Source organism: Glycomyces amatae (assembly GCF_020991375.1).
GTDB classification, from domain to species: Bacteria; Actinomycetota; Actinomycetes; order Mycobacteriales; family Micromonosporaceae; genus Glycomyces; species Glycomyces amatae.
The window spans coordinates 246,291-267,956 of record NZ_JAJLQZ010000001.1 but is presented as its reverse complement, the minus strand read 5'-3'; the positions used below and the strand labels follow the sequence as shown (position 1 = coordinate 267,956).

Genomic DNA, 21,666 nt, shown 5'->3' with positions numbered 1-21,666 from the left:
CGCTCAGTCGTCGTCGGGTTCGGCGATGAGGGCGAGACTGCGTTCGATGATCCAGCCGCACCACTCGTCGCCGTTCCAGGCCCGGTTCCAGACCGGATCAGGGTCCGGATCGGTGATGAAACGCCCGCACTCACGAGCGCCCGCACCGTCGTCCACGTCGATCAGGTACTCCGGCGGGCCGGGCGTGTACCGGTGCGGGACCGGCGATATCTGGTAGAGCGAGAACACCGCCGGACCCCGCCGGAAACACCCCAGGTAGCCGTCCACGCCCGGCTCGCCGTCCGAGCGGAGGTTGTACGGGCCCTCATCGGCCGGACTCGCGGTCCTAGCCATTGCAGAACCGCCACGACACCGGCGCCGCATCGACCTGGTGCTGCCCCATCGGTTTGGGTCCCTCGGGGCGCGGGAGGCGCCCGACCGGCGGGCGGGAACCGAGGCGGCAGCCGCTGTAGAAGACCCGGAACGCCGACTCCTCCACCCAGATCTTCCAACTCGGCTTGTGCGACCGCCAGAACGGCCCCCACGTCGCCTTCAGATCCCCGGAGTTGAGCCCGGAGATGACCAGCACCAGGTCCTCGCGCTCACCCGTGGTCACCTGGAACGAATCCGGCGCATCGGCACTGGAGACACGGACCTTGTACTGCCGGAGGTCGTCATGGAAGGCCCCCCGTTCGAGTGAAATCGGATCGGGTGCGCCGGAGCGAATCGGATCGGTCATCGCCGTAACTCCATTTCGGATTATCGGATTTCCGACAGCGGGGAGCCAGAAGACCGCGAATCGTCGTCGGGAGGCCGCGGCCTCCTGACTTTCCCACCGAATCGCGACCAGTCGAATGGCTCGCGACTTCCTCAATCTAGGTGCGCCACAAGCCCTTGACCAGCGAGTTCGCGCGCTGTGTTGACCATGCCGATTGGACCGTGCCGGTAAAACCGGCACGGTCCAATCGGCATTGCTCAACCGTGCCGGAAAAACAACTGGTGATTGACTTGTCACAGCGGAGTGTCATCATGGAGGGCCGAATGGTCACAACTCCCACTTTGGAGGACTTCCATGGCGCAATCCCATCTCGCCAAGTGGTACTCGGGCCGAACCTTCTGGCTCGGCCGACAGCGCATCAAATACACCCAGACCGAGGCCGCCCGGTTCCTCGGCAGGCAGTACGAGGCCTACTCCAATCTGGAGAAGGGAAAGATCTTTCCCGCCGTAGGCGACTGCTACGCGCTCGCCGACCTCTTCAAGCTCAGCGACGAGGTGAAGGAGTACCTGGTCGCCATCGCGCGCAACGGCGCCGAGCAGAACTTCCAGACCGACCGCCGCTTCAACGCGCTCTGCCTCCAGATGGCCGAGCAGTTCTACGGCTCGATCTTCAAGTGGGACCCGCTGTTCATTCCGGGCATCGCCCAGACCCGCGCCTACCACTTCAAGATCCTCCGCGAGGCCGAAGGCACCAACGACGAGCAGCTCAATCGCGGCTGGTCCTTCAAGATGGAGCGCATCCGGGCCCTGTTGAGCCGCAAGGACAGGCCGAAGGTGGTGCTCCTCATCAGCGAGACCGCCCTCCTGAACCTGCGCTTCCTGAGCGAGGCCGACCGGCGGGAGCAGCTCGACCGCCTGCGCGAACTCGACGCCCGTGCGGGATGGCAGATCAAGATCGTCTCCGCACTCCACCCCGAAGCCGGAGGTGCATTCTCGATCTACCGCCCGGCCAAATCCCAAGCCGGCGGACCGCCTTTCGCCTATGCGGAGGTGTGGGACAACAGCTGGTGCATCGAAAATCTCGCCCGAATCGCGCGTTACGATGACCTCTGGCAGATCCTCCTGGGGAAATCGATCACGCTGAAGGAGTACCTCGATGACCGACGTGACGGCTTGGCGCAAGAGCACTCGGAGCGGCAGTGACAACAACTCCGACTGCGTCGAACTTCGCCGCGCCTGGCGCAAGAGCACTCGCAGCGGCGGTGACAACAACTCCGACTGCGTCGAACTCACCGTCTGCGACGACTCGGACGGGTTCCATGTCAGGGACTCGAAACTCGGCGACGCCTCGCCCGTGTTCGACCTCGCCGCAAGCGATCTCGCGAGCCTGCTCCGCGCCGCCGGTTAGCCGTGGCGCAGCGCGCACTTCAGGTTTCGTGACACGCCGATACGAAGGTTGACATCGCGGCGGCCATCGCTCACCATGTACAACATGTGTCCATTTCGTAGCAGGACACCCATGAACCCAATCGAATAGGGCCTTCAAGAAATGCCGCCCGGTGACCCAAAAGCTACCAACTTTTCACCGGGCGGCCCCAAGCAAAGGAGCTAGTCCTTTGTCGTACCCGACCCTACCTGAAATCGGCGTGCCCGAAAACCGCCCGACACCCTCCCAGGGGAGCCTTTCGCGGTACGTCTTCCGCACCTCCCCCTACGACCAGCACGACCCCGGCCCCTGGCTCTGGAAGCCCGACCCCGATTACCGGCGCGACCTGCGCACCGGCCGCCACCGCCGCGACGAGGCCCCCGACCCGCTGCCGACCGTGAAGCCCGCCCGGCCCCGCCCCTACCCGGTCGGGCCCGCGCCCGGCCTCGACATCGTGCTCCGTCCCGCAGTGTCCCGCCTCGGCGCCGAGCCCCTTCCCGGGCTCGCGACCCGTCCCGGCGCCGCGATCGGCGAGGGCTGCTCTGATCCGGCGCCCGTCGACCCGTTCGAGCGGCTCCGCGAAGACGCCTGGACCCGCTTCCTCGAATGCTCGGCATCGCTCGCCGCCGCACACACGGCTCGCCGCAGGCCTTCGCTGCTCACCAGGGTCGGAGCGACGCTCAAACGCGCCGTCCGCCGTGCCGTTTCCACGGCCCGGTTCGCGCCTTCTCCCTCCTGACACCACCTCCGCCAAGACCCGGCCGCGACACGGCGATCGTGAACAGAAAGGAGTCTCTGTGCCAGTAGGCAATAGGCACGAGCTCGTACTCGCACTGGTCAGGGAGGCCCCTGGACTTCTGGGAACGCTGATCGAACGAACCACCGGAACGGAGATGCCCGACTACGATGCGGTCAAAAGCGGCCGCGAGGCCCATAACCTCAACCGCCCGACCGAACTGTTCGTCGATGCGGTGCGCGTGTTCTGCCAGGGCGAGACCCCGCAACTCGCCGCAGTGGTCGAGATGCAGCACCGAGAAGTCGAGAAGAAGCTCTTCGACTGGCCGCACTTCCTGTTCGCCGCTCGGGTCGAACACGGCTGCCCGACCATCCTGGTGGTGCTCACCGTCTCGGTCAAGACCGCCGAGTGGGCTCGCAGGCCCATCGATGGCGGACTCGGACAATCGCTGGTCAGGCCGGTGGTGATCTGCCTCGAAGAACTCGAACCCGACTCGGACATCGGCGTGAGCATCCTGCGCGCCTTCACCGATAACGTCACTGAAAACGACCTGCGACAGCTCTCCGCCGCGCTCGCAGACCTCCCTGCCGACCTGGCCAGGCAGTATGCTGGCATCGTGTCCACCGGGCTGCAGGGGACCGAAAACTTCACGACCTGGAGGGACCTCATGGCACTCGAAGACTACGTGTACCAGAACGACTACGCGCGAGAACTCATCGCCAAAGGCGAGCTCAAAGGCAAAGCCATCTCGATTCTCCAGGTTCTCGCCGCGCGCGATATCGAGGTCCCCGAGCGGGTGCGCAAGAAGATCCTCGCCTGTCAGGACCAGGCACAGCTTGAGCACTGGCTCGCCCAGGCCGCGGTCACCGACGACATCGTGCGGCTCTTCTCCGAATAAGCGCCCTCACCGCCCCATGGTGCGGGCATCGTGCGCAGGAGGGGCGTCTTCGTTCAGTGCGAAGGCGCCCCTCCTGCGCGTTTCACGGCGCCCAGAGCTGGATGAGCAACGGTCCGCGAACAGGTCGATGCCGGTCGTAGTTCTCGAATTTGGAGATTTGTTTCGCTTCAGGACTTCCCGACGAAAGATTTCTTCGATATGGTTCCGTGACATCGGCTGTAACGCCGGTCACCCCCTCGGTGCGTCGACCCTTGAAGGGACACAACGACATGACCCACCAGCCACTCGAAGGCACCTCCCGGCGCTCGCTGCTGCGCCGCGCCGCCCTGCTCACCGGCGCCGTCGGCGCCGCGACCGTTCCCGCCGTGTTCGCCGCGCAGCAGGCCAGCGCCGCGACCACGGTCGACATGGAGCTCACGGTGATCGCCGCGATGGTCGACCCGCCGCGCTCGGGCACCGGCATCACCCTCGGCGCGGGCCCGTCCGTCACCGCCGTCGAAGCGGCGCTCCGCGACAAGGGATTCCTCAGCAGCACCTATGTGGACGGCCATTACGGCACCTCCACGATCAGCGCGTACGCCGCCTGGCAGCGGTCCCTGGGCTACAGCGGGCTCGACGCCAACGGGCTCCCCGGCCCGACCTCCCTCACCGAGCTCGGCGAGGCCGAGGGCTTCACCGTGACCCGCAAGATCAACGTCGGCGCGAACAACACCAGTTACGGCGGCAAGCGGGTCAACACCCGGACCAGGAACATGCTCGCCGCCGCCGACGCCAAGCTCTCGTGGAGCATCACGCTCACGCAGGGCTCCTACACCCCCGGCAACCCCGACTCGGCCGGCACGCACGACGGCGGCGGCGTGGTCGACATCGCCGTCGGGTCCCTGTCGACCACGCAGCGGTGGCAGACGGTCAAGGCGCTGCGCGACGTCGGGTTCGCGGCCTGGCTGCGCACCCCCGCGCAGGGGTTCTCGTACCACATCCACGCGAACGCGGTGGGCGACACCGACATGGCCGGGGTGGCGCAGCGGCAGGTCCACGACTACTTCTTCGGCAAGAACGGCCTCGCCAGCCACGCCGCCGACAACACCCCCAGTGCCTACAAGGGATCGTTCACGTGGTGGGAGAAGGTCGGCCGCGGCTAGCCCCGGACCCGCTCCCGGGCCGGGCCGGCAGGGCACGACGGGCCCCGGCCCGGGGCGCCTACGCGATGGCGCCCTCGGCGTCGCGTTCTATGCTCGAGCGGTGCGGAACGTGTGGGCGTGGGTGGTGTTCGGGGCCTTCGCCCTGCACAACCTGGAGGAGGCGCTGGCCGCTCCCGCGTACTTCGAGCGGATGGCGGGACGGTTGACCGTCCCATGGCCCTCCCCCGCCGCGTTCCAGGCCGCCACCGCCGCGGTCACGCTCGCCGGTCTGGTCCTGACCGTCCTGGCCGTCCGGTTCGACCGGCCCGGACTGGTCACCGTGATCGCCGTCGTCATGCTGGTGAACGTGCTGGTGCCGCATGTGCCGCTCGCCCTCTACAGCGGCGGTTACGCGCCGGGCCTGGTCACCGCGGTGCTGCTGAACCTTCCCGCGGATCTGTTCTGGCTCACCCGTTTCCGGCGGTCGGGGCCGGTCGGCGCCGAGCGGTGAGCTTCGGCGCTCCCGCGAACGGATAGTCCACATGCGAAGGGGCAGGCGGGTCACCCCGTCCGCCCCTTCTTCGTTCGCCTTAGAGGGGTTCGATGTCGCAGTTGCCCAGGGCCCCCCGGCGCAGGGTGTCGAGCGCCCGCTCGGAGACCACGAGGCTGCCGTTGGCCGAGGCGCCGAAGTCGTCGGACTCGGCCCGTCCGGTCAGCTGGAGCCACCGCCACTTCGGCAGGTCGATCGGCTCGCCCGCCAGCTCCTCGGCGTCCTCGCCGAGCACGACCTCCGCGTCGGCGAGCCGGTAGCCGGAGAGCCCGGCCGCCTCGATGAGGCCCGCGAGGTGCTCGGTCACGACGAAGCAGGGGGTGGACTCCAGGATCTCGTCGCCGAGCCAGTCCTGGATGACGTACTGGAGCCGGGAGACCGCGGGCGGGTGCACCGAGGTGTCCATGACCGTGCCGTCGCCGAGCTCACCGGCGACTTCAGGCCCCAGGAGGTAGTAGTTCATGCGCGGATCCTAACAGTCAGGGGACGGACGGATTGAAGTTCGAGCCGAGCTTCAGGTCGACCTTCGTGGCGTGGTCGAGGATCTGCTGGCGGGTCGCGTTCGGGTGGTCCTTGTAGAACTGGTTCCACTCCTTCCGGATCTCGCTCAGGTGGACGCGGCTGTTCACCTGGCCCTTCGGAATGCCGCGGAGGTTCTGGAGCGAGTGCAGCTCGGAGGCGGTGAAGCGGCCGGGGTAGCGCTTCATGATCTGCTGCTCGACGGCGTGGTGGACGACCACCTTGCCTTTGAGGTGCGGGTGCTTCCCGAAGAAGTTGGCCTTGTAGTCGTGGCTCGTGGCCTTGCCGACCGTCGCGCGCCAGCGGCGCCGGGTGGCCTTCGCCGTCGGGTTCGTGACCGCCTTCTGCACCCACTTCCCGCCGCCCTTGCCGGTGCGGAAGAAGTTGGTGTTGTTGATGAGGCCCGAGATGATCTTGGCGCCCTTGGCGGTCGCCTTGCGGGCGGGTCGCGTGCGCATCCTAGCCATTGAGGACCGCCTCGATGGCCATGTTGATGAGCTGCTCGACGAGCATCGAGGTGATCATCTTGAAGATCGGGATCTCCAGGAGCGAGGCCCCGAAGGTCACCGCGGCCGTCGCGATCGCCTGGGCGATCTGGATGGCGAGGGTGACGAGCTGGACGATCATCTGGAGTTTCAGGGCCAGGACGACGCCGGCGGCGATCATCAGGCCGATGCTGATGATGTTGGAGGGCTCGCCGATGTCCTGGATGTTGCGGACGGCCGACTCGCCGTCCTCCCATTCGGACTTGAAGGCGGCGATGTCCTCGCCGACGTTGTTGTCGATGACCGTCTTGGCGGCCGATTCGAGCTTGTCGATCGCGCCGGTGACCTGGTCGGCCAGGTCGGTCCAGGTGTTGCCGAGGTCGAACAGCCGCTCTTCGTCGGGTTCGGGCCAGTCGTAGCCGATCATGCTGAGGAAGCTCCGCAGCTCGGAGGGGAGTTGCATACCCACGGGGGGCTCCTTAGTGGAGGGGCGCGCGGCGTTCGAAGCGACGCTGGGCGCCTTGGGGGACACGTAGCGTTATGCGCGAGTCGATGCGGGCCGGTGCGAGCGGCCGTTGGAAGCGAAGGGTCTGGGGGCGTCAGAGGCCGAGCCGGTCGAGGATCCGCCGGAAGAGCTCGGCGATCTCGCGGTCGTTCTCCTCGTGGTCGTCGGCTATCTGCCGCAGCGTGTCGGCGTAGTCGCGGAGGTCCTCGATGTTGGTCGTGACGCACTCGGTGATGGCCTCCATGCAGACCTGGTGCGCGATGTCGAGCAGCGAGCCGATCATGTCGCCGCCGAAGGATTCCGCCAAACCCTCCACTGAGGATTTGAACTGGTCGAACAGGTTCTGGACCATCTCCGTGGCGGCGTCGAGTTCGGTCGCGCCCTGCCGGATCGATTCGGTGTCGAGCTGCACCACCATGTCAGGCTCCGCTCTGGAGTTTCTTCATGACCGTGCTGATCTGCGCGGACATCTCACGCATCCGCTGCAGGCCCTGGTCCTGGATCTTGGCGATCGACTCGCCGAGGGCGTCGAGGTCGGGCGCGGGCGCGTCGGCGGAGAGGGACTCGGCGCGGGCGTCGAGGGCCGCGTTCACGGCCTTGCGCAGCTCCTCCTCCAGGAACTCGGTGCCCTCCTTGAGGACCCGCTCCTCCACGAATCTGAAGCGCTCGACGCGGCCGTCGGCGCCGAGGGTGATCTTGATGCGCCCGTCCGCCGCCTCGGCGGTGACGGGCGGGACCTGGTTGTCCTGTCGATGCCGCCTGACGTCGTCGAGGGCAGAGCGGGCATCGGCCAGCTGCTGGGCGATCTCATCCTCACCGAACATGCCGCCTCCGGGGTTCTCAGTGGACTCGGTTCGAGACCCAGCATAGACCCGGTGCGCCACCTTTGGGTCCCCCGAAAGTGCCGCTCTACCAGCGGTTTCGACAGCGTTGTTTACAGTGCGTCATCGTCCCGTTTCGACCCTGTCGGGACCGTTTTGCGTCGCGCCCAATGTGCACTTGCGACACTCTGAGCGCCTTCCGTGTCAGGCGGCGCCGCCGCGGAGGGCGTCGGTCCGGGCCGGATCGGGCCGGTAGTCGAAGTGCTCGTCGCGGTCGCAGCGCAGCCAGCCCTCGCGCACGTGGAGGCGCGCGACCTGGACGGTGGAGCGGCGCCCGCCGCCGGGGTGGGTGAAGTAGTAGAGGAAGGCCTCGTCGGGGCCCTGGGTGAGGGCCATGGCGTGGTGGCCGAGGGCCTCGTCGAAGGCGCGGCGGCCGGGCCCGGCCAGGAGCGGGACCGGCTGGCGGTGCCAGTGCTCGAGGTCGGTGGAGCGGTGGACGAGCAGGCCCGCCCAGCCGTCGGTGACCATCCAGTAGACGCCGCCGAGGGCGAAGACCGTGGGGCCCTCCTGGGCCTGGTCGGTGACGGCGGGCCCGGCCGGGGTCCAGGCGAAGAGGTCCTCGGAGTCGGCGGCGTAGATGCGGCTCTCGCGGCGCTCGTCCTTGAACCACATGCGCCGCTTGCCGTTCGGGAGGCGGTGGACGGTGGCGTCGATGGCGCGCTCGGAGTCGACGGCGAGCGTCGAGCGGTAGGTCCAGGCGTCGAGGTCGCCCGAGGTGTAGTGGCGGATCTCGGCGGGGCCGGACCAGTCCTCGCGGACGCCCTCGAGGTAGGTGACGTACATGTGCCACTGGTCGCCGTGGCGCAGGATCTCGGGCGCCCACCAGGTGTCGCCGGGGGCGGCCCCGAGGCCGGCCACGGTGCCGGTGTAGGTCCATTCGCGCCCGTCGGGGCTGGTGGCGCGGCCGATCTCGGTGCCGTGGACCCAGGCGACGCCCGCGTCGGGCTGGTTGGCGCGGCGCTGGGTGTAGTAGAGGTGCCACAGGCCGGTGGCGGGGTCGTGGACGACGGTGGGGTCGGTGGGGCCGTCGAAGACCGGGTCGGTGAACAGGGGCGCGGGGGCGGCGTTCGCCGGGGCCGCCGCGGCGGTCTCGGCGCGGAAGTCCTCGGGGCTCGGGGTCAGACCGGTCGTCATGGTTCCTCCAAGGGGAGTCGGCGGCCGGCGGGGCCGGACCCGGCGGGGTGCTTGAAAGGTAGCGGTTGGATAGCGCTTGCCGCAAGAGGGTTCCAGCGTAACCGGTGCGCCCGCGGAAGTCGAGTGTGGTCCTGGTCGCGGCGTCGCGTCCCACCTCTGCCCGTGCGCGAGATTTCACCCCGTGTTCCCGAAGCGCCCGAATCCCTCGCGTTCCGGTACCGTGAACGCATGGACCTCAACGCGGACCTTGGGGAGGGTTTCGGCCGCTGGGAGCTCACCGACGACGCCGCGCTGCTGCGGATCGTCACGAGCGCCAATGTCGCGTGCGGTTTCCACGCCGGCGACCCGGCCACGCTCCGACGCGTGTGCGCGCTCGCCGCCGAGTCCGGCGTGCGCATCGGCGCCCAGGTGTCCTATCGGGACCTGGCCGGGTTCGGGCGGCGCGAGATCGACGTCCCCCCCGCGGAGCTCGCCGCCGAAGTGGCCTACCAGATCGGGGCGCTCCGGGTCTTCGCCGAGGCCGCCGGGCAGCGCGTCGAGTACGTGAAACCCCATGGGGCCCTCTACCACCGGTCCGGACGCGACCCGGTCCAGGCCGAGGCCGTGGTCGAAGGGGCGCTGCTCGCGGGGGTGGGGACGGTCCTGACCCAGCGCGGCTCGGAGCTCGCCCGGGCCGCCGGGCGCGCGGGACTGCGGGTCGTGGGCGAGTCCTTCGCCGACCGGGCCTACCTGGGGAACGGGCGCCTGGTCGCGCGGGGGACGCCGGGGGCGCTGCTCGAACCCGCCGCGGCCGTCGCGCAGGCGGTGGACCTGGCCGCGGACGGCGCGGTCACCGCGATCGACGGCGCGCGCACCCCCGTCGCGTCCGAATCGATCTGCGTGCACGGGGACGGGCCCGAGGCGGTCGCGGTCGCCGCGGCGGTCAGGGCCGCATTGGACGAACGAGGCATCGACGTGGAGGCATTCTCGTGAGCACCGCAAGAACCACCGCCCACCGGCTCAGGCCGCTCCCGGCAGGGCCGCGGGGCATCCTGATCGACTGCGGCACGACGGCGGCCGCGCGCGCCTGCTACCGGTCGCTCCAGGCCCGGCGCATGTCGGGGCTGCTGGAGGCCGCCGACCTCGTGCCGGGCGCGACCACCGTGCTGGTCGACGGCGTGGACGAGCCGGAGCTGCTCGCGGCCGAACTGCCGGGCTGGCCGCTGGACGAGGAGGCCGAGCCCGCGGGCGAGACCGTCGAGATCCCGGTCTGCTACGACGGGCCCGACCTCGAGGCGGTCGCCGCGCTGTGGGGGGTGGGCGCCGACGACGTGGCGGACATCCACTCCAGTGTGGAGTACGAGGCGGCGTTCTGCGGGTTCACGCCCGGGTTCGCCTACCTCGAGGGGTTGCCCGAGCGGTACCACGCGCCGCGCCGGGAGACCCCGAGGACGGCCGTCCCGGCCGGGTCGGTCGCGGTGGCCGGGCCCTACACCGGGGTGTACCCGCGTTCGAGCCCGGGGGGCTGGCAGCTGATCGCGACGATGACGAACCCGGGTCGACTGTGGAACGAGCACCGCGAGCCGGCGGCGCTCCTGGTGCCCGGCACGCGGGTTCGGTTCGCGGCGGTGCGGGTATGAGCCGCATCGAGATCCTGCGCGCGGGCGCGCTGACGACCTGCCAGGACGCCGGGCGGCCCGGCTGGGGGCACCTCGCGGTGCCGCCCTCGGGAGCCGCCGACCGTCCCTCTTGGAAACTCGCCAACCAGTTGGCGGGCAACCCTACCGGGGCGTGCGCGCTGGAGACGACGCTGAACGGGTGCACGGTCAGGGCGCATCGGAGCGTCACGGTCGTGGTCGGGGGCGCGCCGTGCCCGGTGACGGTGGACGGGCGGCCCGAGGCGTGGGGGCAGCCGGTGAAGCTGGAGGCCGGGTCGGTGCTGGACGCCGGGCCCGCCGAGGTCGGGGCGCGCTCGTACCTGGCGTTCTCCGGTGGGCTGCATCCGAAGTCGAGCCTGGGCTCGCACTCGACGTGCCTGCTGTCGGGCCTGGGGCCCGCGCCGTTGCGGGACGGCGACACGATCCCGCTGGGGCCGAGCCTGGCGCATCCGCCGCTGCCGACGCAGTGGCCGGCGCCGTGGGCGGGGATCGGCGACGAGATCGTCATGAAGCTCCACTTGGGACCGAGGCTGGAGTGGTTCCGGCCGGACGCGGCCGCGGAGCTGGCGCGCGGGGTGTGGACGGTGTCGGAGCACTCGAACCGGATCGGGCTGCGGCTGGAGGGGCCGGCGCTGGAGCGGGTCGACGCGGAGCGGGAGCTGCCGAGCGAGGGCATCGTGGCGGGGGCGCTCCAGGTGCCGCCGAGCGGGCAGCCGATCCTGTTCGGCGCCGACCATCCGACGACGGGCGGTTATCCGGTGGTCGGGGTGGTCGGGCCGGAGTCGCTCGCGGCGGCGGCGCAGGCGCGGCCGGGCACGCGGATCAGGTTCGCGCCGATCCCGATGCCGTACTGGAGCAAGCGGGGCTGAGGCCGGACGCGGGGACGGCGCAGGCGCGGGGCCGCGCCTGGAGCCGAAGGCTCCGGCTCCGGCTCCGGCTCCGGCTCCGGCTCCGGCTCCGGCTCCGGCTCCGGCTCCGGCTCCGGCTCCGGCTCCGGCTCCGGCTCCGGCTCCGGCTCCGGCTCCGAGGAAGCATAGAACGGGCACACCTCACGCTTTCGGGTGAAATCCAGCCGATCGGGGGCGCAGAGCGGCGTTTTCTGTCGGACCCGCCTGCCAGGATCGCGGCGACCCTTCCTTCCCCTCTCGGGAGGGTGGGGGTTTGGGATGGCCGACAGGCTCGGGGATCCGGGATGGCCGCAGGGACAGTGGTCCGGAATGGCCGTTGCGGCGCGGCCCGCGACCTCGCGGCGCGGCCGCGGCTAGCGCCGCTCCTGGTCGAGGCTGGCGAGGTAGGCGTTGTAGACCTCGTGCGGGTCGTCCTCCAGATGCCCCGAGGCGCTGGCGCGCTCGGCCATCCGGTCGAGGCGCCGCCCCTCGCGCTCCTCCGAGCGCGCCCACTGGGCGATGAGCACGCCGATGATGATCAGGCTCGGGATCTCCCCGAACGCCCAGGCGATGCCGCCGCCCGCCCGCTGGTCGGCGAGCAGGTCGCCCACCCACGGCATGGCGATCTGCGTGTACCAGCCCTCGGCGATGAGGGTCGTGCCCATCATCAGCGTCAGGCCGAAGATCGCGTGGAACACGATCGACACGAAGTACAGCAGCACCTTCGCCGGGTACGAGAGCGGCCGCGGCTTCGGGTCGGGCCCGATGACCACCCAGAAGAACAGGCACCCGGCGGCGAGGAAGTGCGCCGTCATGAACAGGTGCCCCAGGTGCCCGCGCATCGCCCACTCGAACATGCCGGTGAAGTACATCAGGTACAGGCTCGTCAGGTAGACGAGCAGGGCCACGAGCGGTCGCGACACGAACCGCGACCAGCCGCTGTGCACGAGCGCGAGCAGCCACTCGCGCGGCCCCCCGGCCCGGTCGGGCTTGAGGGCCCGCAGCGCGAGCGTGACCGGCGCGGCCAGCACCAGCAGGATCGGGGCCAGCATGTTCAGCGCCATGTGCTGGACCATGTGGGCGCTGAACAGGACCATCCCGTACTTGCCGAGCCCGGTGGAGGTGGTGAGGACGACGACGCCCCACCCGGCGATCCACAGGGCCGTCCGGTACCACGGCCAGGCGTCGCCGCGGCGGCGCAGCCGCACCACGCCCGCGACGTAGAAGCCGGTGAACACGAGCGCCATGGCGCAGAACAGGATCGACGGGTACCAGTCGGCGGCGACCGCCGTGAAGCTGATCGGCCCCGGGGTCGGGAATCCGAGCAGGGCCGTGTTCGGGTCCGGGAGCTCCTCGGCGGGCGGCGGGGTCACCGACAGGGACGAGGCGAGGCCGAACGCGACCGCCATGAGCCCCAGTTCGACCGCGGCGAGCCGCGTGAACGCGCGCCGGTCCCCGGCCTCGACCGCGGGCAGGGTGCGGCGGCGGTGGGCCCAGCCGAAGAGGCCGCCGACGGCGAGCACCGCGAGCTTCGCGAGCGCGATGCGCCCGTACGCGGACTCCCACAGGTCGGTGAAGGCCACGTTCGCGACGAACACGATCAGGCCCGAGGCCGCGACCGCCGGGTAGGCGAGGGCGGCCGCGAACGAGTAGCGGCGGGCCGCGGTCGCGGGGTCCTTGCGGGCGATGAACAGGGCGAGCAGGCCCCCGGCCCAGAACGCGGCGGCGAGCACGTGGATGAGCAGGCCGTCGACGGCGATCTGGTGGTTGCCGTTCGAGGCCGAGTGGCCGGTGAAGATCGGCGGCACGGCGGCGGCCACGGCGAGCGCGGCGGCGCAGGCCGCGCCCGGGATCGTGAACGAGCGGGCCGCGACGACGGCGGCGGCCGCGGCGAGCAGGGCCGTCAGCCCCAGCGCCTGCCCCTGCTCGTACTGGGCGATGTACGACCACAGGCCGGGCGCGGTGACCTCCGAGAGCGGCCGGGCGAAGGTGTTCGCGAAGTCGACCGGGAGGCTCACCAGGGCGACCAGGGCCCACCCGGCGGAGGCGGCCGCGCCGATGCGCAGCCACCGCCACGACTGGGCCGAGAGGCGGCGGCGCGCGCCCGGCCGGCCGGGCAGGAAGCACGCGGCGGCCACGGCGCAGCCGATCGCGGCGAGCATCGCCAGGTCGTAGCCGTACTTGAGGAGTCCGGCGGCCCACGTGACCGCCGGGTCGGCGGCGGCCAGGCCCGGGAGGGCGGCGACGTCCACCGCCCCGCCCAGGTCGAGGGCGATCACGGCCGCGAGCAGCCCCGCCAGGGCCGCCGCGGCGACGGCCAGGACCCGCGGTCCGCGACCCGGGGGGCGGTCCGCCTGCGCGCGCGGCCCCCCTCGGGGACCGCCGCCGCCGCCAGGTATGGTGGCGGCGGTGTTTTGGCTGGTCTCGGTCGATGCGGTCACGTAACCCAGCATGGCTGATTAATCCAGCTCACGCCCCACCGGGTGGGGTCCAGTTATCGCCGGCAACTCCCAGGCGCGCCAGAGGGCGGCCTCCAGTCATGTCGGAGTCATAAGGCACACCACGGTGCGCCGTAAATCGGCAGTCACGGCGACGCCTGCGGCGCCGTACTTTTCTATGGTGGATCGCGATGGGAATCATCGAAAGACGCGGTGAGATCATGAACCTGCTCCAGGGAGGCGGCGGAGTGCTCGGCAACATGCACTTCACGCTCGACGGCTCGGACGACCCGTCCAACGTGCTGAACCTCATGGCCTTGGACGCCTATGTGACCGGCGCGCAGCCGCACGCGGTGGTCCGGGCCCTCGACATGGTCGCTGACGACGTCGACCTGATCCCCGAGGGCGGTTCACTCATCCGGTCGATTTCGGGGATCTCCTTCCTCCAGCTGGTGACCGGCGAGGGCTGGACGCTGCGGACGCAGCGGTGGCGCGACGGCACGGGCCAGGCGGTCGTGACCGCCGAGACGCGCGAGCGGGCCGAGGAGGTCGCGGCGTACGTCACCGACCGGACCGGTCCGGTCGAGGAGCCCGGCGAGGACAAGGTCGACATGGGGTTCTGGTACCGGTCGGCGCGGGGGCCGTTCCGGTCCACCCGGTCGATCAGCGCCCCGCGCTGGCCCGAGATCGAGCGGAACTACTCCGCGGGCGCCGGCTCGGCGCTCGGGAAGCTCATGGCCACCCAGTCCTCGGACGTGACCGGGCGGCTGGTGCTGCTCCACGGCCCGCCCGGCACGGGCAAGACGACGGCGCTGCGGGCGCTGGCGCGCGAGTGGGCGCCGTGGTGCCAGGTGGACACGGTCCTCGACCCGGAGGCGTTCTTCGCCGACCCCTCGTACCTCATGGAGGTCATCATCGGGTCGGAGATGGACCTCGCCCTGGACGACGGGGAGACGCGGCGCGGGCACTGGCGGCTGATGGTCCTGGAGGACTGCGACGAGCTCATTCGCGGCGAGGCCAAGGAGGCGTCGGGGCAGTCGCTCGCGCGGCTGCTGAACCTGACGGACGGCCTGCTCGGGCAGGGCCGCGAGATCATGGTGGCCATCACCACGAACGAGCGCCTGGACCGGCTGCACCCGGCGGTGGTCCGCCCGGGCCGGTGCCTGGCGCAGATCGAGGTCGGGGCGCTCTCGCCGCTGGAGTCGGCGGACTGGCTGGGCGCGGGCACCGTGCGCGAGCCGATGACGCTGGCCGAGCTGTACGCCCAGCGGGGCGGCACCGACCCGACCAGGACCGAGACCGCGATCCCGCACCAGCAGGTGGGGCAGTACCTCTAGGTCGTGTCTCACGACCCGACCCGTCCGCCTGCGGGACGCGGCTCAGGCGTTGGACGCCGGTGGGGGCGGTGCCGTGCGGCACCGCCCCCACCGGTGCGACGAGGTCCTGGCCCGAGACCTCGTCGCGGTCATGCCTCGGCGTCGCGTTCGGCGAAGACCGCCTTGGCGTGCTGGAGCGCGTTGATGGCGGCCGGGAAGCCCGCGTAGACGGCGATCTGGGTGAGCGCCTCGACCACTTCGGCCCTCGTGCACCCGGCGTTGAGGGCGCCGTTGATGTGGAAGCGCAGCTGCGGGGCGGCGTTGCCCAGCGCGGCGAGCGCTCCGAGGGTGACGAGCTGGCGGTCGCGCGGCTCGAGCCCCGGCCTGGTGTGGACTTCGCCGTATCCGAACTCGACGATGAAGCGGCCGAGGTCGGGGGCGATGTCGGCGAGCGAGGTCACCACGGTGGGATCGGTCTCGCCGGAGAGGTGCTGGAGGGCCTTCAGGCCGCGTTCGTATCGTTCTCCTTGTTGTTCGGGTTGCTCCATGTGGGATGCTCCTTAATCGCGTGTGGGTTGGATTCGCTTGCCCCACAAGGCCAATCCTGCTGCAACCAGGAGCGTCGCCGCAAGGGTCCAGGCCAGGCCCGGGAAGCCGTGCGCGGCGGCGGCCCGGGCGACGAGCGGGCCGGCCGTGGCGCCCACGTAGAAGCAGAACATCGCCACCGAGGAGGCCGCGGCGCGGTGCTCGCCGCCGAGCTCGCCCGCGGTCTGGGTCGTCGCGGGCGCCACGATGCCGAGGCCGCCGATGAGGACGGCGAGGAGGATCGCGAGCACGACGAGGTGGCCGTCCGCGAACGCGGCGGCGACCATGGCCCCGGCGGCGGCGACGGCGCCGAGCACGACCTGGGCGGGGCGGTCGAGCCGGGCGAGCGGGATCGCCAGGAACGGCAGGGCGATCATCACCGGCAGGGCGCTGGCGCGCAGGGCGAGCATGCCTCCCGCGCCGGTCACGACGCCGGTGAGCTCGATGCCGGTGTAGACGGCGACCATGGCGGCCATGGACAGCGCTCCGGCGCCGAGCATCGGCAGCAGCTCCCGGATGCGCAGGACCCGCGGGATCGCGGCGTAGCTGCGGGCCAGGCTCGCGCCCTCGGCGGGGCGGTCGGGCAGCATGACGCGGCTCGCGGCGATCGCGACGAGGCCGAAGAGGACCGCCGAGCCGGTGAAGACCCAGTGCCAGTCGACGAACCGGATCGCGGTCTGGGAGGCGAGCTGGCCGACGACGGTGGCGGCGAGGAACGAGGTGATGATGGCGGCGACGGCGACCGCGCGGCGTTCCGGGGCGATGCGGGAGGTCGCGTAGGCGGTCATGGCCGGCGGGATCGCGCCGACCGCGAGGCCCTGGAGGACCCGCAGCGGCAGTGCGGCGGCGAACGTCGGCGCCAATCCGGTCAACAGTGTGACCACCCCGGCGGCGATCAGGCCGGCGACCAGGACGCGCCGCTGGCCGAAGCGGTCGGCCATGGGGCCGAAGAGGAGGAACCCGCCCGCGTAGCCGAACGCGAAGGCGCTGATGATCCAGGTCATCGCGCCGAGGCCGACGTTCCAGGACGCCTCCATGGCACCGAACATCGGTATCGGGGTGTACATCTGGCCGGTGGCGAGGAGGGCGGCGAGCGCGAAGACGGGGACGGCGCGGCGGGCCGGGGTGTGGGTCGGGGCGGTGCCGGCCGGCGGTCGGGCCGGGGTGCGTCCGGTGGGTGTCGCGGTGGCGGTTGCTGTCATGGCGGCCAATCTAGGCGTGGCCGGACCTCGATGTCAACCAAATAGTTGGTTTTCTTCTGGTAATCTGGACCTCATGCCGATGCATGAGGGGAAACGCTCCGACGCCACCCGCAGGGCCCTGCTGCGCGCGGGCCGCGAGGAGTTCGCCGAGCAGGGCCTGGCCGGGGCCCGCGTCGACGCCATCGCCGAGGCCGCCGGCGTGAACAAGGAGCGCATCTACGGGATCTTCGGCAGCAAGGACAAGCTGTTCGACGCGGTCCTCATCGACGCGATGCAGGAGTTCACCGAAGTGGTCGACCCGCTGTGGAAGACCGGCGACATCGGGGGGTTCGTGGGCGACCTCTTCGACTACCAGCGCCGGCACCCGCAGCTGCTGCGGCTGCTGACCTGGGAGTCCCTGCACCGCGGGGGCGACGCGCACGACGTCGGGGGGTGGCGGCGCGAGCACTACCGGCAGAAGCTGGAGGGAGCGCTGACGCACTTCGGGACCGACGATCCGTTCCGGGCCGGGCTGATGACGCTCGTGATCTGCGGGATGCCCAACTGGCTCAACCTGGTGCCGCAGCTGCGGCGGCTCATGCTGGGCGACCGGGCGGAGGACGCGGCGGCGATCAAGGCGTTCCTGGTGCCGTTCGCCGAAGGCGCCGCGCGCGCGGCAGGGGCGGGCGGCGGTCCAGTCAACGCATTGACCGGCCTGGTGTCGGCGCCGAAGGACGCGGACCGCGTCGAAGGCGCGGCGGGGGCCGCCGCGAAGGCGGCCGGGACCGGCGGCGCGGACGACGCGGAGGCGGCGCCGGTCGATGCGGAGGCGGCGGCCTCGGACGATCGGAGTGCTGAGGTCGCAGGCGATCCGGTGGCGGCCGCCGCCGAGCGGCTGCGCCGGGCCCAGGCCGAGGCCGACGAAGCGAGGGCCGCGCTCGGGGAGGCCCTGCGGGCCGCGAACGCGCGGGGCACGAGCGCGAACCGGCTCGCCAAGCAGGTCGCGGGCACCGTCTCGCGCCCGGTGGTCCTCAGACTGCTGGCGGAGTGAGCGGTCGCGGCGCCGGCGAGCGCGCCGCCCGATCGCCGCTTCACCGGTGGTTTCCCGGCTCCGCGGCGAACCGCCGTGTTTCGTTCACCCTGTTGCGGGGCGTTGCGCCGATAGGCTGATCGCGGTTCCCCCCACCGTCATCGACCGTCGATCATCCCCAGGGGGAAAACACCGTGCACATCAGATCCGCGAGCGCCCGCCGGACCAGGCGCCTCTCATTGGCGAGCACCGCCGTGGCCGTCGCGGCGCTGGCCGCGGCCGCCATAGCCTTCGACGCCGCCGGGACCGGCTCCGTGGCGCAGGCCGCGACGGTCACCTACGACCCGCTCGCGAAGGCGCTCGACTTCAACACGTTCGTGGAGAACGAGACCACGCTGGTCTCGACCGAGTCGGAGGGCCCGATGGCCACCGGCGGCGACCTCGTCATCAAGGGCTCGTACAACGTCGACATCCACGGCGAGGCGACCTACACCGTCCCCGGCGACGCCCGGCCGACCGCGCTCGTCGTGGGCGGGCGCGTCGACTACAGCCAGGACCCGGCGACATCGGTCGTCCAGGTGCTCGGCGATGGCTACGTGAAGGTCGGCGACCTCACCGGCACCACCGTGAGGACCACCGACGACAACAACGCGTCGGTCAACACCCGGCTCGTGGCCTCCGGCGCCGCCTACGACAGCACACCGCGGATCGAGCTGACGGCCCGCCAGCCGGAGGCATCGGTCGGCCCGGCCTCCCCGATCGACTTCGCCGACGCGTTCGCCGAGTTCCGATCGCAGTCCCAGGACCTGTTCGTGTGCCGGGCGCACGAGGTCGCGATGACGGACGCCGCGGGCGCCGCCGTCCCGAAGGGCGGGGTGGCCGAGGGCCAGCAGATCCGGATCACGCTGGAGCAGGGCGTCACCAACGTCCTCAACGTGACCGGCGAGGACCTCAACAACATGGCGGACTTCGTCTTCGAGAACCAGCCGAACGCCGACACGCCGCTGCTGATCAACGTGGACACCGGCGGGACCGGCGGCGAGTTCGACTGGGACGTCGCCAGCCAGGCGGGCATCAGCGGTGACCAGGCCCCCTACATCCTCTGGAACTTCAAGGGCACCACGCGTCTGAACATCGCGTCCGGCGACACCGTCGAGGGCAGCATCCTCGCCCCCGACGCCGATTACAGCGATGTGAGCCCGGCGAACGTCGAGGGCCAGATCATCGCCGCGAACGCGAACTTCGGCGACGTCGGTGAAAGCGGCGGCGAGGTGCACTACTTCCCGTTCGCGGCGCAGCTGGCCTGCGAGACGGACGAGCCGTCGCCCAGCGAGACCACCGACGAGCCGACCACCGGCGACGAAACCTCCTGTGAGCCCACCGAATCGCCGACCGACGGGACCGCGACGCCCTCCGAGGAGCCGACGACCGACGAGCCCACCACCGAGGAGCCGACGACCGACGGACCGACAACGGACGGACCTACGACCGACGCGCCGACGACGAACGGACCGACCACCGACGCGCCCACTGACGACGGCTCCGAACCGCCGGCCGGCGGCGGGACCGACGCGGCCGGCGACGGCTGTCCGCCGCTGACCACCACCGGCGGTTCCGTGGGCCCCATGGTGATCGCCGCAGGCGTCCTGATCGCGGTCGGCGGAGGCGTCGTGGCGCTCGCCGCCGCCAAGCGCAAGGGCGCCCGGAGCTGATGGCCGGCCCCGTCGACCGCATCGGCGCGCACGCCTGGACCGCACTGGTCCTCACGGCGCTCGCCGGCGCGGTCGACGGGGCGGGGTTCCTGGGCCTCGGACAGCAGTTCGTCGCCAACCAGACCGGGAACGCGGTGCTGCTCGCAGTCGCCCTCTCCGGGGAGCTCACCGGCCGCGACGACGGCCTCTCCTCGGTCGGGCCGTTCCTCTCCCTCGCCGGATTCGCCATCGGGGCAGTGCTCGCGTCGCTGGCGACGCGGCGCCACGTGCTCACCAGCTTCGGCGTGCCGCTCCTGCTGGTGGTGGAGGTGGTCATGCTCGCGGCGGCGGGGCTGGCGGGCATGTTCGAGGTCGCGATCGCCCTGGCGGCGTTCGCGATGGGCGTGCAGTCGATCCACGCGGCGCGAATCGGCCTGTCCGGGGTGACCACGACGGTGCTCACCGGGACGCTCATCGCGCTGTCGGTCAACCTGTCCGGGGGCCGGAGCGCGCTGCGGACGGCGCGGTTGCAGGCCGGGGTGTGGGCGGTGTACCTGGTCGCAGCGGGCCTCGGTTCGGTGCTGGCGTATGCGGTGTCGTTCAGCGCGGTGTGCTGGGCGGCCGCGGCGGTGGCGGCGGCCATGGCGGTCGCCGCATTCGTCGAGACGCACCGGAGCAGGGCCGGGGACTGACGAGCGCCGCGCGGCCGGAGGGCCGGCGCCCCGGTGCGCACCGGGAGCTGAGGCCTCCCGACAGGCGGCAACACACAGGCCCGGATCCGGCCGCCACGCGGCCGGATCGCTCAACGCAGGTGCCGATGAGCGAAGGTGCTCCGCTCAGGCCGCGCAGACGTGGATGCCGGCAGGACCGATACGACGACGCCAACGAAGAGGTGGCTCAGGCCGCGCGGACGTGGATGCCGGGGGTGCGCACCAGCGGCCACCGGCGGTTCCCGGCGACGCGGCGGGCGAGGTCGTCGGCGGCGGCCTCCCAGGCGGGGTAGGTGAACGCGAACCCGGCCGCCTCCAGTCGGCCGGGGATCACGCGGCGGCTCTTGAGCAGCAGCTCGGTGTCGCTGCGCAGCGCGAACGCGCCGAGCTCGGCCATCCACCGCGTCGCGGGGAGGCCGAAGTGGCCGCCCCAGGCCCGGCGCAGGACCCGCATGAAGTCCTTCTGCCGCAGCGGATGCGGCGAGGCCAGGTTGACCGGGCCCGACAGGTCCGCTCGGTCGATGAGGAAGAGGACGGCGCGCACGAAGTCCTCCTCGTGGATCCACGACACGTACTGGCGGCCGCCGCCGACCGGACCGCCGAGGCCGAGCAGGACCATGCGGGAGAGGACGTCGAAGACCGAGCCGCGGTCGGGGCTCATGGTCATCGCCGAGCGCATCGCGACCTTGCGGGTGTGCGGCGTGTCGGCCTCGTCGAGGGTCCGCTCCCAGGCCTGTGCGATGGCGATGCTCTCGGCCCAGTAGGCGGGCGCGTCGGGCTCGGCGCCGCCGATGACGCCGGTGGCCTCGTCGTTGGCGCGGCCGAAGGTGTGGGCGTAGATGGTGGCGGTGCTCGCCTGGAGCCAGACGGGCGGGGGCGCGGTCGCGGCGGCGACGGCCTCGCCGACGACGCGGGTGGAGTCGATCCTCGAGTCCATCATGGCCTTGAGGTTCTCGGGGGTGTAGCGGCAGCTGACGCTGCGGCCGGCGAGGTTGACAACGGCGTCGGCGCCGTCGATCGCCTCGGCCCAGGGGCCGAGGGTGCGTCCGTCCCAATGGAGGTGGTGGGGGCGCGAGGGGTTGCGGGTGAGGACGATGACGCGGTGTCCGGCGGCCAGCAGGCCGCGTTCGAGGACGGCGCCGACGTTGCCGGTGCCGCCGGGGATGACGATCTTCATGGGGCTGCCTCCTTTGAGGCAACGATACGCCCGAAATTGAACACGTTCAAATATGATCTTGG

25 protein-coding genes are annotated in these 21,666 nt (G+C 71.2%); 13 read left to right on the top strand and 12 right to left on the bottom strand.

The window, feature by feature from the left end; genetic code table 11:
* Window positions 1-3: 3 nt before the first annotated feature.
* Together LO763_RS01290 and LO763_RS01285 are read right to left on the bottom strand one after the other, a co-directional pair.
* Window positions 4-333, bottom strand: coding sequence for a hypothetical protein (locus tag LO763_RS01290; RefSeq protein WP_230600031.1), 330 nt, complete (start codon window positions 331-333; stop codon window positions 4-6).
* Window positions 326-718 (bottom strand): hypothetical protein, encoded by a 393-nt coding sequence (locus tag LO763_RS01285; RefSeq protein WP_230600030.1) that lies wholly within the window; start codon window positions 716-718, stop codon window positions 326-328. Before LO763_RS01285 ends, LO763_RS01290 begins: the two co-directional genes overlap by 8 nt.
* A 333-nt stretch (window positions 719-1,051) precedes the next feature.
* Between LO763_RS01285 and LO763_RS01280 the strand changes: the two genes are divergently transcribed.
* The 6 genes from LO763_RS01280 (at window position 1,052) to LO763_RS01255 (ending at window position 5,389) form a co-directional block, all read left to right on the top strand.
* Complete coding sequence (locus LO763_RS01280) at window positions 1,052-1,900, top strand: Scr1 family TA system antitoxin-like transcriptional regulator (RefSeq protein WP_230600029.1); 849 nt, start codon at window positions 1,052-1,054, stop codon at window positions 1,898-1,900.
* Complete coding sequence (locus LO763_RS01275; RefSeq protein ID WP_230600028.1) at window positions 1,854-2,105, top strand: DUF397 domain-containing protein; 252 nt, start codon at window positions 1,854-1,856, stop codon at window positions 2,103-2,105. Before LO763_RS01280 ends, LO763_RS01275 begins: the two co-directional genes overlap by 47 nt.
* A 208-nt stretch (window positions 2,106-2,313) precedes the next feature.
* Window positions 2,314-2,862, top strand: a complete 549-nt coding sequence (locus LO763_RS01270; RefSeq protein ID WP_230600027.1) for a hypothetical protein — start codon at window positions 2,314-2,316, stop codon at window positions 2,860-2,862.
* A gap of 154 nt (window positions 2,863-3,016) precedes the next feature.
* Window positions 3,017-3,757: a hypothetical protein gene (locus LO763_RS01265; protein ID WP_230600026.1), complete on the top strand. Its 741-nt coding sequence runs from the start codon at window positions 3,017-3,019 to the stop codon at window positions 3,755-3,757.
* 269 nt (window positions 3,758-4,026) lie between these two features.
* On the top strand, window positions 4,027-4,899 hold the full coding sequence (locus LO763_RS01260; protein WP_230600025.1) for a peptidoglycan-binding protein: 873 nt from the start codon (window positions 4,027-4,029) through the stop codon (window positions 4,897-4,899).
* A gap of 100 nt (window positions 4,900-4,999) precedes the next feature.
* Window positions 5,000-5,389 carry an HXXEE domain-containing protein gene (locus LO763_RS01255; RefSeq protein WP_230600024.1) on the top strand — a complete coding sequence of 130 codons (390 nt, stop codon included), beginning with the start codon at window positions 5,000-5,002 and terminating at the stop codon, window positions 5,387-5,389.
* A 79-nt stretch (window positions 5,390-5,468) separates the two neighbouring features.
* Here the strand turns inward: LO763_RS01255 and LO763_RS01250 are convergent, their stop codons facing one another.
* From LO763_RS01250 to LO763_RS01225, 6 genes are all read right to left on the bottom strand, one after another.
* Window positions 5,469-5,891 carry a hypothetical protein gene (locus LO763_RS01250; RefSeq protein WP_230600023.1) on the bottom strand — a complete coding sequence of 141 codons (423 nt, stop codon included), beginning with the start codon at window positions 5,889-5,891 and terminating at the stop codon, window positions 5,469-5,471.
* Window positions 5,892-5,907: 16 nt separating this feature from the next.
* Window positions 5,908-6,405 (bottom strand): hypothetical protein, encoded by a 498-nt coding sequence (locus tag LO763_RS01245; RefSeq protein ID WP_230600022.1) that lies wholly within the window; start codon window positions 6,403-6,405, stop codon window positions 5,908-5,910.
* Between the two features lies 1 nt (window position 6,406).
* Window positions 6,407-6,895: a WXG100-like domain-containing protein gene (locus tag LO763_RS01240; RefSeq protein ID WP_369431897.1), complete on the bottom strand. Its 489-nt coding sequence runs from the start codon at window positions 6,893-6,895 to the stop codon at window positions 6,407-6,409.
* A 136-nt stretch (window positions 6,896-7,031) separates the two neighbouring features.
* Window positions 7,032-7,355: a WXG100 family type VII secretion target gene (locus tag LO763_RS01235; RefSeq protein WP_230600020.1), complete on the bottom strand. Its 324-nt coding sequence runs from the start codon at window positions 7,353-7,355 to the stop codon at window positions 7,032-7,034.
* Between the two features lies 1 nt (window position 7,356).
* The gene (locus LO763_RS01230; RefSeq protein WP_230600019.1) at window positions 7,357-7,761 is read right to left on the bottom strand and encodes a YbaB/EbfC family nucleoid-associated protein; all 405 of its coding nucleotides are present in this window, start codon (window positions 7,759-7,761) and stop codon (window positions 7,357-7,359) included.
* A gap of 201 nt (window positions 7,762-7,962) precedes the next feature.
* Window positions 7,963-8,952, bottom strand: coding sequence for a glycoside hydrolase family protein (locus LO763_RS01225; RefSeq protein ID WP_230600018.1), 990 nt, complete (start codon window positions 8,950-8,952; stop codon window positions 7,963-7,965).
* A 228-nt stretch (window positions 8,953-9,180) separates the two neighbouring features.
* Here LO763_RS01225 and LO763_RS01220 point away from each other — a divergent pair, with 228 nt between their 5' ends.
* Genes LO763_RS01220 through LO763_RS01210 form a run of 3 tightly spaced genes read left to right on the top strand, consistent with a single transcriptional unit; the run spans window position 9,181 to window position 11,458 of the window.
* A complete protein-coding gene (locus LO763_RS01220) occupies window positions 9,181-9,924 on the top strand; it encodes a LamB/YcsF family protein (RefSeq protein ID WP_230600017.1) in 744 nt (247 codons plus the stop codon).
* Window positions 9,921-10,571 carry a 5-oxoprolinase subunit B family protein gene (locus LO763_RS01215; protein WP_230600016.1) on the top strand — a complete coding sequence of 217 codons (651 nt, stop codon included), beginning with the start codon at window positions 9,921-9,923 and terminating at the stop codon, window positions 10,569-10,571. Before LO763_RS01220 ends, LO763_RS01215 begins: the two co-directional genes overlap by 4 nt.
* The gene (locus tag LO763_RS01210) at window positions 10,568-11,458 is read left to right on the top strand and encodes a 5-oxoprolinase subunit C family protein (protein ID WP_230600015.1); all 891 of its coding nucleotides are present in this window, start codon (window positions 10,568-10,570) and stop codon (window positions 11,456-11,458) included. The genes LO763_RS01215 and LO763_RS01210 overlap by 4 nt, the downstream gene beginning before the upstream one ends.
* A gap of 392 nt (window positions 11,459-11,850) precedes the next feature.
* On the opposite strand, the gene LO763_RS01205 is transcribed toward LO763_RS01210, so the two are convergent.
* Entirely contained in the window at window positions 11,851-13,917 is a 2,067-nt protein-coding gene (locus tag LO763_RS01205) for a bifunctional copper resistance protein CopD/cytochrome c oxidase assembly protein (protein ID WP_230600014.1), read from the bottom strand.
* 218 nt (window positions 13,918-14,135) lie between these two features.
* Here LO763_RS01205 and LO763_RS01200 point away from each other — a divergent pair, with 218 nt between their 5' ends.
* Window positions 14,136-15,251 (top strand): DUF5925 domain-containing protein, encoded by a 1,116-nt coding sequence (locus LO763_RS01200; protein ID WP_439650256.1) that lies wholly within the window; start codon window positions 14,136-14,138, stop codon window positions 15,249-15,251.
* 128 nt (window positions 15,252-15,379) lie between these two features.
* Here the strand turns inward: LO763_RS01200 and LO763_RS01195 are convergent, their stop codons facing one another.
* Together LO763_RS01195 and LO763_RS01190 are read right to left on the bottom strand one after the other, a co-directional pair.
* Window positions 15,380-15,778: a carboxymuconolactone decarboxylase family protein gene (locus tag LO763_RS01195; protein WP_230600012.1), complete on the bottom strand. Its 399-nt coding sequence runs from the start codon at window positions 15,776-15,778 to the stop codon at window positions 15,380-15,382.
* A 12-nt stretch (window positions 15,779-15,790) separates the two neighbouring features.
* Window positions 15,791-17,017 carry an MFS transporter gene (locus tag LO763_RS01190; RefSeq protein ID WP_230600011.1) on the bottom strand — a complete coding sequence of 409 codons (1,227 nt, stop codon included), beginning with the start codon at window positions 17,015-17,017 and terminating at the stop codon, window positions 15,791-15,793.
* A 73-nt stretch (window positions 17,018-17,090) separates the two neighbouring features.
* Here LO763_RS01190 and LO763_RS01185 point away from each other — a divergent pair, with 73 nt between their 5' ends.
* From LO763_RS01185 to LO763_RS01175, 3 genes are all read left to right on the top strand, one after another.
* A complete protein-coding gene (locus LO763_RS01185) occupies window positions 17,091-18,047 on the top strand; it encodes a TetR/AcrR family transcriptional regulator (protein WP_230600010.1) in 957 nt (318 codons plus the stop codon).
* Window positions 18,048-18,220: 173 nt separating this feature from the next.
* Complete coding sequence (locus LO763_RS01180) at window positions 18,221-19,738, top strand: collagen-binding domain-containing protein (RefSeq protein ID WP_230600009.1); 1,518 nt, start codon at window positions 18,221-18,223, stop codon at window positions 19,736-19,738.
* Window positions 19,738-20,409 carry a DUF1275 family protein gene (locus LO763_RS01175; RefSeq protein WP_230600008.1) on the top strand — a complete coding sequence of 224 codons (672 nt, stop codon included), beginning with the start codon at window positions 19,738-19,740 and terminating at the stop codon, window positions 20,407-20,409. The genes LO763_RS01180 and LO763_RS01175 overlap by 1 nt, the downstream gene beginning before the upstream one ends.
* 205 nt (window positions 20,410-20,614) lie before the next feature.
* On the opposite strand, the gene LO763_RS01170 is transcribed toward LO763_RS01175, so the two are convergent.
* Complete coding sequence (locus LO763_RS01170) at window positions 20,615-21,604, bottom strand: TIGR01777 family oxidoreductase (RefSeq protein WP_230600007.1); 990 nt, start codon at window positions 21,602-21,604, stop codon at window positions 20,615-20,617.
* Window positions 21,605-21,666 lie beyond the last annotated feature (62 nt).